Consider the following 15985-nt stretch of genomic DNA (forward strand, 5'->3'; position numbering starts at 1 on the left):
CCATGACTAAGCAGTTTCTGCTCAACCTGATGCTAACCTTTGTGTGGGTCGCTCTTACCGGAGACCTCAGCTTCGTCAATTTCTGGTTCGGCTTTGCACTTGGATTCTTTATTCTTTACATCAAGGAGAAGAATGACGGGGATGTGAAGTATTTCGTGCGCGTTCCGAAGATCCTGGGGTTTCTGCTGTTCTTTATTTATGAAATGATCAAGGCCAACCTGCAGGTTGCTTATGACCTTGTTACGCCTAAATTTTTTATGCAGCCCGGTATTGTCAAATACCCGCTCTCGGCGCAGAATGAATTCGAAATCACGATGCTGTCCAATATCATTTCGCTTACGCCGGGCACGCTGATTCTGGATGTAAGCGCTGATAAGAAAGTGCTGTACATTCACGTAATGTACCTCAAGGATAAGGAAAAATTCATCCGGAGAACCAAGGAAAAAATTGAAAACCGGCTTTTGGAGATCCTAAGATAATGTTAAACAACTACCTGCTTTATGTCATCCTGCCAACGCTTTCCATCGCGGCGATCCTGGTATTTGTGAGGTTTTTAAAAGGCCCCTTTACGCTGGACCGCGTGGTCGGCCTGGACTTCCTGATTAATATCGGGATCGGTATTATCGCCATTTACAGCGTTGTTACCGATCACTCTGCTTTTCTCGACGTGGCGATGATCCTGGCGCTGATCGCGTTTCTCGGTACCGTCGCACTATCTTATTACCTTGAACAAAGAGGAAAACAATGACAGACGTCATCATCATGATCCTGACCTCTATCGGCACGCTTTTTATACTCATAGCGGCTATAGGTGTGTTACGTATGCCGGACTTTTTCCTGAGGCTTTCCGTCACGATTAAAGCCGCCACCCTCGGACTGGGATTTATCATGGGCGGAACTGCGCTTTTTTTTCTTGAGTTCTCCGTGACTGCCAAGGTAACCGCTATCATTTTTTTCCTGCTGATTACCGCTCCCGTGTCTGGTCACATGATCGGGCGGACCGCTTACTTCACCGGCATGAAGCTTTGGAAAGGGACGGTACTGGACGAACTTAAAGGAAAGTACGACCGGAAAACGCATGAGCTTACAAGCGACGGCGACCACGCCCAGGAAGGCAATGACCCGGTAGACGAACTGTAGGCCGGTAAATCAGGGGTCGCCGGCGCGATCAGATTTTATCAAGGAGCGCATTTACCTGTACATCACCGCTGACATAGTTCGCAGGCCTCGGGTGCGCGTCATCAAAAACGCGGAGCTCATTTTCAGCCAATACTTTCACCCGGCTTTCATCAACCTGCCCGTCCTTACCTTTTAACATCGCGAGGTTTATTCCAAGATATTTCCCCATGAAATCGTAGAGCGCTTTCCGCTTCGAGGGACCGAAGTCGTGGCCTTCTTCCGGAAGATGTACATTCCCGACCGCTTCCTTCTTACCATACAATTGGTAGATGTGCTGCATGTATGGGAATTCAGATTCCGGAGTGAAGCGCGTCCAGTCCTTTCCGTCAGAGACCAGCAACATGGGCCGTGGCGCGGTGAGGGCCGCAATTTCTGCGTTGGTAGTCTGGTAAGCTCCTTTTTTGTGAATGGGCATCCCGCTTTCGCAGACGCAGCCTCCAAAGAAAAAACCCGACACCATTACAACCGGGGCCGTCACCTTTACACGGTCATCCAAAGCCGCCAGCAGGAAAGTCTGCGTTCCCCCACCCGACTCGCCTGTTACCGCTACTTTTGAAAGATCGATACCGGGCTGGGCCAGGAGAAAATCGAGCGCCCGGATACTGTTGATTGTCTGTAGTTTCAGCGCTTTGGGAATTTTGTGATCAGAATGTTGAGAATCACCGTGACCGATCATGTCATACGTAAACACCACTGCGCCTGCCCGGGCCAGCATGGCGGCTCTGATCTGGGTTTGCTCCATGAACCGGCCGTCCGGGTTGCGGCCGTGGCCGTGGGGCGCAAGGATAGCCGGTCGCCCTTTTCTCCTGCCTGTCGGCTCATAAAGATTCCCGGTTACATAAATACCCGGCAGCGATTCGAAAGCTACATTCTCGACCGTATATCCCTCAAAAGTCTTTTTGCTGTGCCGGATTGGCTGGGAAGAAGGTTTCGGTGGAAGCTTTTCCAATCCCATACCCGCTTTGATCTGCGCAATGACAGCCTGGCGGCGCGATTCCCAGGCCTTTTTATCCACAGGCCGGTTATCGCGCAGCATCGCGGCGCCTTCTTCCGGGGTAAAATGGTTGCCTGCACACAACTCATCCTGAGCAAAAACGGTCATTCCCGAAATGGTGCTGGCGAACGCGAGAATTACCACACGCCGGGTGACCACCGACCTCCACGCTGACAAATGCTTTCCCATAAATATTACGGATATTTAATTTTAATTGATTTAAATAACCTTGCCGATTAACAAAATACAGTGTATTTTTGTGTCGCTAAAATAATCATGTTCTCCTATAAAAATGGTGGGTGACTGTATAAACGCTGATAAGCAAGAGCTTTTTCAAACTTCAAAAGGTATTTCCTATCAGTGCGATACTACCAATCGCATACTATTAAAGTTCGATACATTTGAACTGGGCCTTCGCATCCAGCAGTTTCAGTGCCTGCGACGGTCTCTGAATCAGGTAGATATCAAAGGGCGGCTGTTTGATCTTTCGGATGAAAGCGATCATCTTCTGGTTGAAGCGCCTATGGTTAACTTTCAGCACCGGCTCACCCTTTGTGAAATCATACAATTGCGCGAGCTCGTCAACGGGACCTATTTTGCGCTGGAGCTTCATTCCATGCTGCACGAAATTCTTGAGCCGAAGCACTCACTTATTTATAAGCCTTCCATATAAAACAGGCCTAATCACCTCATTATTAGACTTATTACAAATTCACCCGATTCCCGGGTGAAATGAAGGCTATCCGCAAATTTGGGATTATCTTTGTATAGTAAGTTATATCACAAACAAAGAGATCTTATGAAAGATTTGCTCAGACAACGGACATCACTCAAAGAACAAATAGAGATATTGCTCAACAACCAGGTAAAAATGGAAGCCGAAGCTTCTGCCAAATACCTGGCAATGGCCTCCTGGTGCGAGCGCAACGGCTATCGCAACAGCGCCGCGTACTTCCTGCGTCAGTCAGACGAAGAGCGTACGCACATGTTGAAGATTTTCAACTACCTATTAACGGTTGGCGGAACGGCTATCTCGCCTTCCATCTCTGAAGTTGAGCAGGAATACCCTTCATTCCGCGCGGTTTTCGAATTGGCGTTGCAGGGAGAAATCGCGGTTACGCAGTCGATCAACCGGATAGTTACCGCCAGCCGTGCTGAAGAGGACTATGCTACCGAGCATTTCCTGCAATGGTTCGTAAACGAACAGGTTGAAGAGGAAGACAACGCCCGCCGGGCTTTAGAGCTTTTCGATGTAATCGGTGAGGACGGAACAGGTCGCTACCACATCGACAAGGCCATTGGCAAATTGGGCGGCGCTGCCGAATAAGAAACTCCCAGAGGTCTTGCACCTCATTGTTAACCCCTGCCGCATCCCGTAAAGGATGCGGCATTTTTTTTGACAAATCTCCGGCCTTCTCAACGTCAGGAGCGAAAAAAATAAACTTTTTTTTCGCTTGTCTATTGCGTCGTAAACCGCTTTCCACTACATTTGCACCACGATTTCGATAAACGATTCGAGATCAAAAAGCCTCCATAGCTCAGCTGGTAGAGCAACTGACTTGTAATCAGTAGGTCGTTGGTTCGATCCCGACTGGGGGCTCTTCAAAATGAAGGAGTTACATTAATTTGTAACTCCTTTTTTGTTTTAGGTGAACACAATTTGATACACAGGGTATTAATTATACCCGGGTCGATCCTTTCTGAGCCATTCAGGATACTTCTCCCATAAAGACTTCCATCAAGTACTGATCCCTCCCTGCTGAAATCCCTGTAGGTGCGGGGTATCTGCTTCGGTCTTAGCGATTTTGGCAGATGTTTCCGGTAGGTACTTTGCCATGGTATAACCCTGGTCAATATCGAGGAACAAACTATCTTTAGCAATCAAACAACCATCTGCTATGAAATATGTTGCATTATTTCTGTTGGCCGTGACACTGCTTTCCTCCTGTAAGATCGATGACGACTCGCCGAGTGTAAGTTTCAAACTTACTGTGGTCGATAGTACGGTAAAATTTAGTGAGATTTATTTTAACGCTTATAGGGTAGATGGTGATCAAGTGACAAGTGTCGCGAGAAATGGCTTTGGTGGGATTAGTGACATCCGAAAAATTCACGGATTCAAGAATGAATTTCCTTTTCTTTTTGGATACTTCGGGTTCCCCTATAACGTGGTGTCAAACGTATCAAATGGTTTCTTCGAAATGGAAATTCATACCCCTACCGGAATAGTGACAAAAAGATTTGGAGAAATAAAAGGAATGTCTACTCGGAAAGAATTCGAAACTTTTATCAGAGCAGACACAGTTATCACGGCCTATTGATAAATTTATTGACAAAAAGCAGTCTGGATATTCAGGCGGCTTTTGATTCATTCCATGGTTCGTTTGCCATTGCTGTGAAATTTAAATTTGGCTACCTGAAATTTAGCGATCAAGTATTCCCCTTATCTGTCTCGGCTGTACACGGTGCCCCAATGTCGTGAAGCCTACGGGGCAAATTCCCACAGGTCGCTTTGTAAGTGATCTAACCCGACATAAGCTTTCCTACCCACTACGTAGTATGCACTTCTCCCCGTCCAACCGGGATAGTCGGCCAGTTTTGTCCATTGCAGAGTCTGCTCATCAAATACGAAGAAATTGCCAGGTTTATCCCCTTTGTAATAAGCGTTCGGGGCTCCTATATAAACTTTGTCGTCAATTGAAAAACCGAACGTAAATATTTTGCTCCAAAATCCCGTTTGCGACAAGTTTGCTGGAATTTCCGGGAGAGGAATCTGGGGAATGTAATACCAATCGTCGTCACCCGGTGAATACAACCAGCACGCATACTTCAAACCGTATATATCAGCCATCTCGCCGCTAATAAAATATCCAAAGTTTTTGGAGCTGAACGTTATAGGAATTTCGTGGTTGACTCCGTATGAAAAAGCCTCAATCCGAGGAAAGCTCTTTTTCTTTTGCCAGGAATCGGAGTTAGGGTTATACTCCCAGAAATCATTTACAATCTTAATCGCAACATCTAAGCCGCCTCCGACATACCCTCTCCCGCCAATCGACATGGAGTATGCTCCTGACCTTCGGTTTCCCGGAAAATCCGCCTTCTTAGTCCACTTGTCTGTAGAAGGGTCATATTCCCAGAAATCCTTCTCAAAGGAGTCTGTTAGCGAGCTTGCATCCCCCCTATTCCCAAGTCCGACATAACCTTTCCCACCGACACCAAACGCAACAAAAGCAGTTCTAGCACCTCCGGGAAAGTCTGCTTTTCTTTCCCATTTATTTGTTGCCGGATCAAACGCTAAAAGGCAGGGTTGGTTGGATTCAGGATTGATAGCAAAGCCGGTGTAAATTTTATTGTTGATAACAAAACCCTTCTGGTCAATCCCCGCCCCTATGCCTGGATAGTCTTTTACCTGTTTCCAGGCTCCGCCAGATCCATAGGTATGAATCACCAGGCCGCCCATCTCCAGGGTCTGGTCTCCCACCGTCAATGTCACTTCACCGGATTGCGCACCCGGGGGGACGCAGGTCAGTAGGATCTGCGTTTTGCCGCCGTCAGTCGAAATTGCTCCGAATTCGTTCAGGCGCTCCACAAACGTGACGGGTACACCTCCAACCTTGATGATGTTATCTGATAAATTGCTTGCGAGGTTCTGCCCCGAGATCACAATGATCGTTCCGGTACTTGCTTTCCTATCGGCGGGGAATTCCAGTTTGGCTATTGGAGGGGATTTTGGGAGCGGTTCGTCCCCTTTGGTGCATGAGAAAAGTATTGCTGCTAACAGGAAAAAAATAATGCTACGCATAGAATATTGGGTTCGTCATTAAAAAAGGGGCTGGTAATACGAAGGTTGATCAAATTCCGTCGCTACTTCTTTCATACCGTTCCGCTCGTATTGGTAAAAAATTAAAATCAACTTTTTTACGTTTACACTGATTTGGGATGGGGTGGCCTCAATCGCTTCAACAAAGCGTACACCGTATTAGGGTGCCATTGTCCGCCGGTGAAACTCGGTACCCGCCTTCTGTTCAATTCCTGCGAAATAGCCCGGATAGACGTAATCCTCTTGTTTTTCAGTTGATCAAGCGTCGGCAGCAAGCTTGCTCCAAATTCTTCGGCGGCCCTTTTGTTTTCCAGCGCCAGCTTTTTTCCGTTTCTGCCGCTAGAACATTGATCCGTAAATTCTTCTTACCCTTTTGACAAGAAAACCTAAGGTCTAAATGTCGCTCTCTCTGTACTTTTGTTCCAAGTAGTCCGAAGCAGGAACACTGTTAGGGGAAAAACGGCGCCAAACATATCCGGAGAGATGTCAAAGCTGGCTGAAACACACTATAACGGAAGAAAAGAAGAAGCGACCGCACGCTATTTCGTGCTGATCCATATGCGTGTGGATGATTTATTGTAAGGTAGAGTTGATCTGATGTTTGGGTTGGGGGAGATAGCAGACAGGCTTTCTGTCTCAGAAACACCTGATCCGCATTGTGAAAGAAACCAGGCGAAATCATTCCTGCCATTTTTATGTGCAGACGATTCTCGTAGGCTCTCTCTCTATTGTTCAATGACGGAGTAGCTGGACGCAGTAGTCGGCTACCTGTCTTTTTTGGCCCTGTTCCGTGGAGCTTTTATGATGGTGACAAGTATCATCGTCTGATCCTTTTCCGATTAATAAAGCGAAAAGTTCACCATAGTCCGGACGATCATTATCCTGATTTTTACACACATAATTTATACAGTAACATTTAATCTATTTACACTATGGCACGTAATGATTTGAAAGGGAAAGTGATTTTAATTGCCGGAGGTGGCAAAAACCTGGGCGGCTTGCTAAGCCGTAATTTTGCTGTTCAGGGTGCAAAACTTGCGATACACTATAATAGCCAGGCCTCCAAAGAAGAGGCAGAAAAAACGCTGGCTGATGTAAAAGCAGCTGGTGCCGAGGCCTTTTTATTTCAGGGAGATCTTACTAATGTGAAGAATATTACGAAGCTCTTTGATGACACTGTAGCTCAATTCGGTGGAATTGATATCGCGATTAATACTGTGGGTATGGTCTTGAAAAAGCCTTTCCTCAGTACTACTGAGGAGGAGTATGACACAATGTTTGATATCAATTCCAAAGTAGCCTACTTCTTTATACAGGAAGCCGGCAAAAAGTTGAATGACAACGGGAAGGTCTGTACCATCGTTACATCTCTTTTGGCAGCCTACACAGGACTGTATTCTACCTATGCAGGTGCAAAAGCTCCCGTTGAGCATTTTACCAGAATGGCTTCCAAAGAATTCGGGGAACGAGGTATTTCGGTTACAGCAGTAGCACCCGGCCCTATGGATACACCGTTTTTCTATGGACAGGAGAGTCCTGACGCCGTCGCCTATCATAAGTCGGCGTCTGCATTGGGCGGCCTTACCGACATTAAGGACATTGCTCCGCTCGTCGAATTTTTAGTAACAGATGGCTGGTGGATTACGGGGCAGACTATATTCGCCAATGGTGGTTATACGACCCGTTAGCGATAAGCGTAGGCCGAACGAAAGCATACCGTATTTCGTTCGGCCTGCCAGCTTAATCTTTTATAAAAGAGATGGTAATCAAAGCTATTAATGGAATTTTTATCCATTTAGGGGTAATTTCCCGATGGCGGCCGGAGCATTACTGATCATCTGCTTTCAAGTTCAGGATAAAGATCAGAAAGGGATTAGCGGCATACTATAAGTATTCCTGAACTACATTAATATGTGGTTGACAAACAATTGAGAACATAATGCAGGTTATGGCGATCATTTTTGACGGCAAAGATAATGAGCACGTCATAAGCCGTCCGCAGACAAGACAAAACAGGTTCCTCGCACAAACCCGCATCAGTTCTTTCTTAGCCAATCCATCACCGAAGCCATCGGGTCAGGATCAACCATTGTTTTCAAAAAATGCGCAGCATGGTTAATCTCATAATACCTGCCCGCCACCGCGGAAGCTGCGCTCATTTCTGCTGAATCAAGCAGACGTCCGTTGCTGTCGACAAAATTGGCCAGCAACAGCGGCCGGGGCGCAACAGCAGCGGCCAGGTCGGGCAGATCATAAGCCCTTAATGCACCCGGAACCATGCTGTAAACAAATTTCGGTTTGTACCGCTCATTTTCCACTACAGCCTGATAGGAACTGTACATTCCAACGACGGCCGCACCGCTGATCCGGGAATCAAACGCCATTGCGTGCAATAGCGAGGGCCCCATCTCGTCCCGGGCGATTCCCCATATTTCTTCCCCGGGCGCGGTTTGCTTCACCCAATTGACAAGGCGTATTAAATCTGAGGCATGTACGCCCACAATACTCCTACCGGTCAAAGCGGCGGTAAACCAGACATTGTATGAGATTCCTTCGATGGAGGCATCTCCTTTAAAACGATCTGAAATGAGCTCGCCCACGCCGAGAAGATCGGGAGCTAAAACAGTAAGCCCCTCTTTTACCAACCGTTCTATCTCTCCCGATGCCTCCTGTGCTTTTCCGCCCGGATGCAGGTAAATAATAGTTTTACCCGATGGTTTAGCCGGAACAAACAGCAGGTAAGGGATCGGGTAATCCCCCTCTCCCTTTAAAAAATATCGCTCGATCACATAATCGCTCCTGTGAATCCTACCTGTAAAAACCGGGGACCCTACACCGGACGGCGCCCTGAACCCGCTATACTGCCTGGCAGCGCTGACTACCTGTTTCTGGTGCGTAGCGATGCCCTCCCGGGCTTTCTGCAAACGGCCGATCCATAGGGCCGATTCCCGCTTGTTCAGTGTAAAGACGGTCTCCCGGCGGGCAAATGAAGTAGCTACCTGGCCGGTGGGTGTTTTCCGGAGCTCTTCCACTGTGAGCAGCGTTATGGGCAGCTCTCTGGGAGAGCCGGGCATTTTCAGGTGTTTCTGAAAAAAGGCGTACATCCCTTCACGAATCGTCTGCTCGTACCCATGCTCATAGTCACCTTCAACCATCTCAAGGTTTTCACCGGCCCCGAACAGCTGATAAAGCTTTTTTACCCGTCTAAATACATCCTGCGTACCACTTATATTAAAGAAATCACGTGTTGTAGCCATGATAAGCGTCGGCTTGGGAGCACGTATTTCCAACATGTCCGCATGGTCAATCCCTTCTTTAATCCCGTGATAAAAGTTCTGTTCGCCATCCTGGGCGCCAATAGACTCAATTAACCGCTTGAAGCCGGTGATATATCCGCAAGGGGCAGACGCAAGTACCCGGTCGTCGAGCGCGCCGATGTAGGCTGCCTGGGTACCTCCTCCCGAAAGCCCGTGTACGCCTATACGCGCAGGGTCCACTTCCTTGCGGCTGATGAGGTAATCAATTCCCCGTATACCATCCCAAACAAAATACCGGGCGACCGACTGGCCTATCAGGAATGACTGCACGGCAGGATATGAATGCTCCCCGGTCGAACTTCCGATCTCCGATTCACCGGTAGAGGGATTCAGGTACTGTAGTCTTTCTCCCTGACTTACCGGATCAATTGCCAATACAACGAATCCTTTCTTCACCAGGTTTTGCAGGGGCAACTGGTACACATCGCGGCGGTAGGCCTGCGCGCTATGCCCGCTACAGAAGAGTATTGCCGGGGCCGGAGACGTTGGCGCGTCCGGGATAAAAAGTGAAGCGGTCACATAGTAACCCGGCAGGGATTCGTAGATCAGGTTTTCAATTCTGAAACCCTCTTTCCGGATCACCGAGGTGATCCGGGCATTTAGGGGTGTCTTCTCTTTGAACCCGCCAATCTGCTTCCATATTGCGGCCTTCTTTTCCCGCTGGCGCCGCTGCCAGTCAGCCCTGATTTTGATAGCGGCAACCTGAACTGCCTCTTTATCCAGCAGCCTGTAGGCATCTTCAGCCAGGTGATGGTACAACAGATTCGGCAAGTCACTATATTTTATCCACTTGTTTTTCACAACTTCCAGTTCCGCCTGCGCAGCGCAATCAGAAGGACATATGACAGCACACAGGGAAATACCCAGGAAAAGGAGCGGGATTTTTAGGGAAAAATTCATTCGTATAACAGGTACAACGGCTTGCGGCAATACTCGGTAATTTGCACAAATGTGTCCCTGTCGCCCGAACAGCGCAGCTGCCATAGCGGGATTAGCGGGTCTTCTTGTGGGATCAGTTGCGGACGCATGCCGGGTTATAAGTACTTGGACGAGGTAACTTTGATTTTACCGAGCCATGCAAAGTAACATTTTTTGAATAGAATATTCAATTGCCCGCAGATCCGGCCGGTTAACGTATACCCGCTGCCAGTTAATCAATATTTTCCACCGTACGTACCAAAAAACCTACGCCTTCGTATATTAGCCCCTTTCGATATCAACCCTATGGGATACAGCTTTATACCCCTCTGGCTTAGGGTAGTTGCCAGCAGTGGAGGCCAACCCGCGCTATCCGATATTTCGCGTACACGCTCGTATGCAGAACTACATGCAGAAGCTGCAGCCATAGCAGCTTTCCTCCTGAAAAAAGAAATCCGTGAGCAGGGCGTTATCGTTTCTCTCCACGACAAACTACACAGCATTACCGCCTTTCTGGGTATACTTCTCTCCGGGAATCATTATTTTTTTATTAATCCCGATCTCCTCGAATATTACCTGAACCAATTCCCTGAACTTCGAGCGATGCCCGTCCTGACGGATACGCAAGCAAATCTTTCCAACCGGGTTTCCAACCGGGTAATCCTTTTTTCCGAAGCAGTCTTACCGGGGAAAGGCTACAGTTCTCCGCAAATACCTGCGCCGGAGAGCCCGTTTGCCATATTTTCCACTTCCGGCAGCACAGGAGCTCCAAAACTGGTGCGCCATAGTCAGCAGTACCTGCTTGCCGACACAATGGCACAGATCGAACGTTTCCCGATCGGGCCGAACGACAAGCGCGATTACTACGGCTCCCTCATGTTCAGCGCTTCGGCGGGCGCTATCTTCCCGATTCTGCTCGCCGGTGGCCACCTGGTACTTTTCGACTTTCAAAAAAGCGGTGCTCTTGCACTCCCTCAGCTTTGGGAGGAAGCCGGCATTACCCTCACCACCGTGCCTGCCAGTGTTTTGCGGCTCCTTACCAAAGCGCAGGATCTTTCGCATCGCCTGTCCAAATTGAAAATACTGATCATCAGTGCTGAAGCAGTACAACCGGAAGACCTTGAGCTGTTTTCAAAAAGGCTTCCGCCTGCCCTGACCTTTATGAATGGGTACGCCGCCACCGAAACCCGGGGCATTACCCTCGCCTGTTACCAAAACAACGGCGCTCCATCGGATCCTGCCGGGTCCGTGGGGCGCCCCTGGCTCGACAAACGAATCCTCGTTGTGGATGACAGCGGAGAAGAAGTGCAGCAGGGGAAAACCGGCGAAATCGTAGTTGAGGCGCACGGCCTGCCCGGCGGATATCTCTTCGGACCAGCCGCGGACGCATTTACCACCATCCCCGACGGAAAAATCCGTTACAAAACCGGGGACATCGGCTTCCTGGACGAATCCGGCCGGCTTTACCTGAGCGGACGGAAGGACTTTGTAGTAAAAATTAACGGGATCAAGGTCAATCTTCAGCAAATCGAAGCCGCCTTCCAGCAATTTCCTCCGGTGCGCGAAGCTGCCGTAATCCTTGATAAAAACCAGAGGCTACAAGCTTTCTTTGCAGCTTCGGAGGACTTTTCGCTCGATCAATGTCAGTCTTTCCTGAAAAGCAAGCTTCCGCCGCATATGCTTCCGGCGGGATATACGCTGCTCGACTCCCTCCCCAAAACCATTACGGGCAAAATAGACCGGAAAAGCCTGCCTGCCGCGGAGCATCCATACAATCCGGCGCCCCGGAGCCCCCATGAACAAAGTTCCATTCTTCAATCCATTACGGGCATCTGGGAAAAAGAGTTAGGACTTTCCTACGCAGTCCGGGCAGAAGACGATTTTTTCAAAGACCTTGGGGGAGATTCTCTTTTGTGCGCGGTGTGTACCGAAACACTGGAAAAAGAACTTGGCATCCGTTTGGATATCAACGCCATGTATACCTATACCACACCCGCTTCGCTTGAACAATTCATCCTGAAATTAAAAAATAATCTGGCCGCCGTAGTACCCATTAACCAGGCAGACCCGGCGCGACCGACGTTGTACTTTATCCCCCCCTATCCCGGCGACCGGCGCACATACCGGTACCTGGAGGAGGCGCTCCATGACACCTACAACCTGTATTTCCTTTACTACAACCCGGTACTGCCCGACCAATCGATTGCACCGTTCGGACATCTGGTCAAAGCCCTGGCTGACTCCATTCAACCTGCTTCGGACATCAGCGTTGCCGGTTATTCTTTCGGCGGGATGCTCGCATATTTTGTCTGCAAGGAATCGGAAAACAACAAACGACCCATAAAAAAGCTTGTTTTGTTAGATACCCCGCTATACCGGCAATTCTCAAGAGTGGAGCTGGGTTACAACTTTTCGGTGAGAGTAGCCCGAAAATTCCGGCAGTTCCTGACCAACCCGGATGATATCTGGCAGCGTTTTGTTATACAGTTCCGGAAGACCTACCGCGATTATTCAGGCCGGTTTACCGCCGAGAAATTCAAAGAAGATCCCCTGAACCCCGTACAGGTGGTTTGGCATTATGTGCAATCATTCCCCGAACGGCAATCCCTTGCCGCCGACATCGTGCTATTCAGGGCGAAAGAACTCCCTGTTGCCTACCAGTTCAAATGGGACTATAACTGGAAAAAACACACAAAAGGCAACTTACATACCTACTGGCTGGCAGGCTGGCACGAAAATGCCGTGAATGATCCCGACAATGCACAGATTGTAGCACGCCACCTACAATGGAACGGCGCGGGCAGCGAGCTTCAGCCGCAGCTGCGGACCGACGGTTGACATCCATTCGTCCTTCAGAATGCTGAGAACGTAACAGTCGCGCCTTTCACTGTCTATGGCAGGGCCCACCTTGCGAAGCCGGCCTTCCATCACGCATCCAAGTTTCAGCAATGAACTGAGGCTTCTTTCGTTCTGCACGTCCACCCGGAACTCTATGCGCTCGAACTGCATTTTCTCGAAGGCAAATTCAAGCAGCAGATATTTACAATTTCGGTTGACCATTGAACCCTGAAATTTTTCCCCGTACCAGGTGTAGCCCATTTGCATGCTTTGGGTAGCCAGCTGTATATCACAAAAGCGGGTAGTGCCTGCATAAGCACCGCTCATTTTATCAAATACAATATAAGGATAGTGCTGGCACTTCTCGCGGCTGGCGACGGCGGCATTGATATAACGGCGCATATTTTCCTCACCCCCGGCCTGTACCAGCGAATATTTCCAGATTTCCGGCTCTTTCAGGGCAAAATCCAACAAATGCTCCAGGTCGTCGCATTGTAGCGGGCGCATTAAAACACACTCATTTTCGAGGACATAGTTCTCTTTTACGTCAAAAGGCGGGTTCATAACGGAGCGGGTCTCGTGACCCAGGTTAAATGTTGCAGGATGATGCAACAAATTTAGTGAGTTTTAACACAAATTCCGGACGAGAGCACTAACAATTACTAAAAGGCAAACCATTAAGAAACAAAGGATTAATAAAACACCCACAAAAAAATCTACATCGCGTCTTTTTAACCATACCGGTGAGCCGGCCCTCCACGTACAGATTCTGATTATCTGACTTTATTAAGTAAACGTCAGCGTATATTTCTCACAAAATGACGACCTCCCTTATTCGTTAAAAATGCGCGCGGTTACAGTCCGCAGCACCGGCATTTGCATTCATCACCCGAACGTAATGTCTAAGAAAAATCCCATCCCGGCATAGGGAACAAGCGCTGCCTGGGGTGGGTGAAGCCAAAAACGGGCAGGTGTTTTATTTTTACGAACCGACCTGTTACCTTTGTTGACAAAATTGTCAAACAGAATTGTCAAATGGCCGTTAGAGACGTTGGAACGGAGCAGATTATTAAAGACACAGCCAGAAAAGTGTTTTTTATTGAAGGGAAACTTCACGCCACCACGCAGGACATAGCAGATGCCGCCGGGATCAACCGTACCTCGCTTCACTATTATTTTCGCTCCAAGAACGACCTTGTCAAACAGGTTCACGATGAAGCCAAGGGCGAACTCACCAGGAAGATAAAAGCCATCCTGGGTTCCGAACTGCCCTTCCGGGAAAAAGTCGAAAAGTTTATTTCGGTTTTTTTTGATTACGTCACCAATGCCCCCTACCTCCAGTCGTTCCTTATCAATGAGATGAACTGCAAACCCCAGTCGGAACCGCAGCTCTTCGCCAGAGCTACCTCTACCCCACCGGAAATCAGGCTCTTTCTCAATGAAATTTCCCAGGAAATGGAAAAAGGCACCATCATGAAAACATCTCCCGAAAACTTCATGATCAACCTCTTTTCACTCATTTCTTACCCGATCATTATGAAACCCCTCTACATCGATTTTTTCGAACAATCGCCTGAGCGCTACGAAAAATTAATGATTGAGCGGAAAGAAATGATCGTTAATATGATTTTTAACGTTAACTCAGTCAACTGAACTTCCATCAACCGTTGGGATTTTCACCACTTCTTATCATTACACTTCAAAAAATGGAAAACAAAACCAGGGTTTCAACCACGCACTTCTTGTGTCTTGCGCTCCTATTCTCCCTTGTCCTCTATGCTTGTGGTGAAAAAAAGCAGGGCAACCAGCAAAAGGGACCGGCTCAATACGGCGTCATGACCGTCGCCACCGACTCGGCCACGCTGCTGACCGACTACCCGGCCCAGCTCCGGGGGGAAGAGGATATAGAGATCAGGCCGAAAATTGATGGCTATATCGAATCCACCTATGTCATCGAAGGTGCAGTTGTCCGGAAAGGGCAGGCGCTCTTCAAAATTCGGAACCCCCAGTACGAACAGGAGGTAATCTCGGCTACCGCCGCTATCAGCAGCGCAGAAGCCGATGTAGCAGCGGCTCGGCTCCAGGTCGCCAAAGCGAAGCCCCTCGTAGAGCAGGAAATTATCAGCAAGTTTGAACTTGAATCAGCCGAACTCGGCCTCAAAGCCCGCCAGGCAGCACTGGAACAGGCAAAAGCCAAGTTGATCAATGCAAAAATCAATGTAGGCTATACCAACCTGACCAGCCCCGTTAACGGTGTTGTCGGCGACCTGCCCTATAAGCTCGGCAGCTATGTAAACAGCACCACCTCTCAGCCACTTACCGTCATCTCCAATATCGGCAAGGTCTACGCCTACTTTTCAGTAAACGAAAAGCTTCTGCTTGAATTTGCCAGGACGACGCAAGGTACTTCGCTCCAACAGAAACTGAAAGAGCTTCCCCCCGTGACGCTCATTCTGCCGGACGGTACCGAATATACCTCCAAAGGACAAATAGAAACAATCAGCGGCCAGGTAAGTACCCAAACAGGTTCCTATAATATCAGGGCCGGCTTCCCTAATGCCGCCGGGTTGCTGAGAAGCGGGAACAGTGCTACGATCCGGATGTACGCCAGGGAAAATGATGTGATCCTGATCCCCCAAAAGACCACCTATGATATCCAGGGAAAGAAATTCGTGTACGTAATAGAAAAAGACAGCACCCTCTCCCCCAACGAAGTGACGGTAAGAGCGGTACCGGGCGGTCAGGATTTTATCGTGGACAAAGGGTTGAAGGCAGGCCAGACCATTCTGCTTGAAGGCGTGGGTATTCTCGGCCCCGGTACCAAAATCGCACCCAATATGGTGAGCCGGGATAGCATTCGGTCAGCGGCGGAAAACTAAAGTATCTGCCGGGCAATTGATATTACAAATCCTTCCGGGG

The 15985-nt window shown here is 48.7% G+C and carries 14 protein-coding genes and 1 tRNA gene; 10 read left to right on the plus strand and 5 right to left on the minus strand.

Going from position 1 to position 15985, the window contains the following annotated elements:
* Positions 1 to 2: 2 nt before the first annotated feature.
* From ABD852_RS14485 to mnhG, 3 genes are read left to right on the plus strand one after another with little or no spacing between them, the layout of a single operon-like run.
* Positions 3 to 479 carry a Na+/H+ antiporter subunit E gene (locus ABD852_RS14485; RefSeq protein ID WP_345030101.1) on the plus strand — a complete coding sequence of 159 codons (477 nt, stop codon included), beginning with the start codon at positions 3 to 5 and terminating at the stop codon, positions 477 to 479.
* The gene (locus ABD852_RS14490; protein WP_345030104.1) at positions 479 to 748 is read left to right on the plus strand and encodes a monovalent cation/H+ antiporter complex subunit F; all 270 of its coding nucleotides are present in this window, start codon (positions 479 to 481) and stop codon (positions 746 to 748) included. The genes ABD852_RS14485 and ABD852_RS14490 overlap by 1 nt, the downstream gene beginning before the upstream one ends.
* Positions 745 to 1140 carry a monovalent cation/H(+) antiporter subunit G gene (gene mnhG / locus ABD852_RS14495; protein WP_345030107.1) on the plus strand — a complete coding sequence of 132 codons (396 nt, stop codon included), beginning with the start codon at positions 745 to 747 and terminating at the stop codon, positions 1138 to 1140. The genes ABD852_RS14490 and mnhG overlap by 4 nt, the downstream gene beginning before the upstream one ends.
* Positions 1141 to 1168: 28 nt before the next feature.
* Here mnhG and ABD852_RS14500 read toward each other — a convergent pair whose 3' ends face one another.
* On the minus strand, positions 1169 to 2362 hold the full coding sequence (locus ABD852_RS14500; RefSeq protein ID WP_345030110.1) for an alpha/beta hydrolase family protein: 1194 nt from the start codon (positions 2360 to 2362) through the stop codon (positions 1169 to 1171).
* A 196-nt stretch (positions 2363 to 2558) separates the two neighbouring features.
* Complete coding sequence (locus tag ABD852_RS14505) at positions 2559 to 2819, minus strand: hypothetical protein (RefSeq protein ID WP_345030113.1); 261 nt, start codon at positions 2817 to 2819, stop codon at positions 2559 to 2561.
* Positions 2820 to 2972: 153 nt separating this feature from the next.
* Between ABD852_RS14505 and ABD852_RS14510 the strand changes: the two genes are divergently transcribed.
* From ABD852_RS14510 to ABD852_RS14520, 3 genes are all read left to right on the plus strand, one after another.
* A complete protein-coding gene (locus ABD852_RS14510; protein ID WP_345030116.1) occupies positions 2973 to 3500 on the plus strand; it encodes a ferritin in 528 nt (175 codons plus the stop codon).
* Between the two features lie 200 nt (positions 3501 to 3700).
* A tRNA-Thr gene (locus ABD852_RS14515) sits at positions 3701 to 3773 on the plus strand.
* A gap of 298 nt (positions 3774 to 4071) precedes the next feature.
* Entirely contained in the window at positions 4072 to 4494 is a 423-nt protein-coding gene (locus ABD852_RS14520; protein WP_345030119.1) for a hypothetical protein, read from the plus strand.
* A gap of 164 nt (positions 4495 to 4658) precedes the next feature.
* On the opposite strand, the gene ABD852_RS14525 is transcribed toward ABD852_RS14520, so the two are convergent.
* Positions 4659 to 5975, minus strand: coding sequence for an IPT/TIG domain-containing protein (locus ABD852_RS14525; RefSeq protein WP_345030122.1), 1317 nt, complete (start codon positions 5973 to 5975; stop codon positions 4659 to 4661).
* Between the two features lie 950 nt (positions 5976 to 6925).
* Between ABD852_RS14525 and ABD852_RS14530 the strand changes: the two genes are divergently transcribed.
* The gene (locus tag ABD852_RS14530; RefSeq protein WP_345030125.1) at positions 6926 to 7681 is read left to right on the plus strand and encodes an SDR family oxidoreductase; all 756 of its coding nucleotides are present in this window, start codon (positions 6926 to 6928) and stop codon (positions 7679 to 7681) included.
* Positions 7682 to 8029: 348 nt separating this feature from the next.
* Here the strand turns inward: ABD852_RS14530 and ABD852_RS14535 are convergent, their stop codons facing one another.
* A complete protein-coding gene (locus tag ABD852_RS14535) occupies positions 8030 to 10210 on the minus strand; it encodes an alpha/beta hydrolase (protein WP_345030127.1) in 2181 nt (726 codons plus the stop codon).
* A 324-nt stretch (positions 10211 to 10534) separates the two neighbouring features.
* On the opposite strand from ABD852_RS14535, the gene ABD852_RS14540 reads away from it, so the two are divergent.
* Positions 10535 to 13066, plus strand: a complete 2532-nt coding sequence (locus ABD852_RS14540; protein ID WP_345030128.1) for an AMP-binding protein — start codon at positions 10535 to 10537, stop codon at positions 13064 to 13066.
* Here the strand turns inward: ABD852_RS14540 and ABD852_RS14545 are convergent.
* On the minus strand, positions 13010 to 13681 hold the full coding sequence (locus ABD852_RS14545; RefSeq protein WP_345030130.1) for a GNAT family N-acetyltransferase: 672 nt from the start codon (positions 13679 to 13681) through the stop codon (positions 13010 to 13012). The two genes, ABD852_RS14540 and ABD852_RS14545, sit on opposite strands and share 57 nt — an antisense overlap.
* A gap of 420 nt (positions 13682 to 14101) precedes the next feature.
* Between ABD852_RS14545 and ABD852_RS14550 the strand changes: the two genes are divergently transcribed.
* Both ABD852_RS14550 and ABD852_RS14555 read left to right on the plus strand, forming a co-directional pair.
* Positions 14102 to 14719 carry a TetR/AcrR family transcriptional regulator gene (locus tag ABD852_RS14550; RefSeq protein ID WP_345030132.1) on the plus strand — a complete coding sequence of 206 codons (618 nt, stop codon included), beginning with the start codon at positions 14102 to 14104 and terminating at the stop codon, positions 14717 to 14719.
* A 53-nt stretch (positions 14720 to 14772) separates the two neighbouring features.
* The gene (locus ABD852_RS14555; protein WP_345030134.1) at positions 14773 to 15945 is read left to right on the plus strand and encodes an efflux RND transporter periplasmic adaptor subunit; all 1173 of its coding nucleotides are present in this window, start codon (positions 14773 to 14775) and stop codon (positions 15943 to 15945) included.
* The last annotated feature ends 40 nt before the right edge of the window (positions 15946 to 15985 follow it).

The organism is Ravibacter arvi, assembly GCF_039540405.1.
Classification (GTDB): domain Bacteria; phylum Bacteroidota; class Bacteroidia; order Cytophagales; family Spirosomataceae; genus Ravibacter; species Ravibacter arvi.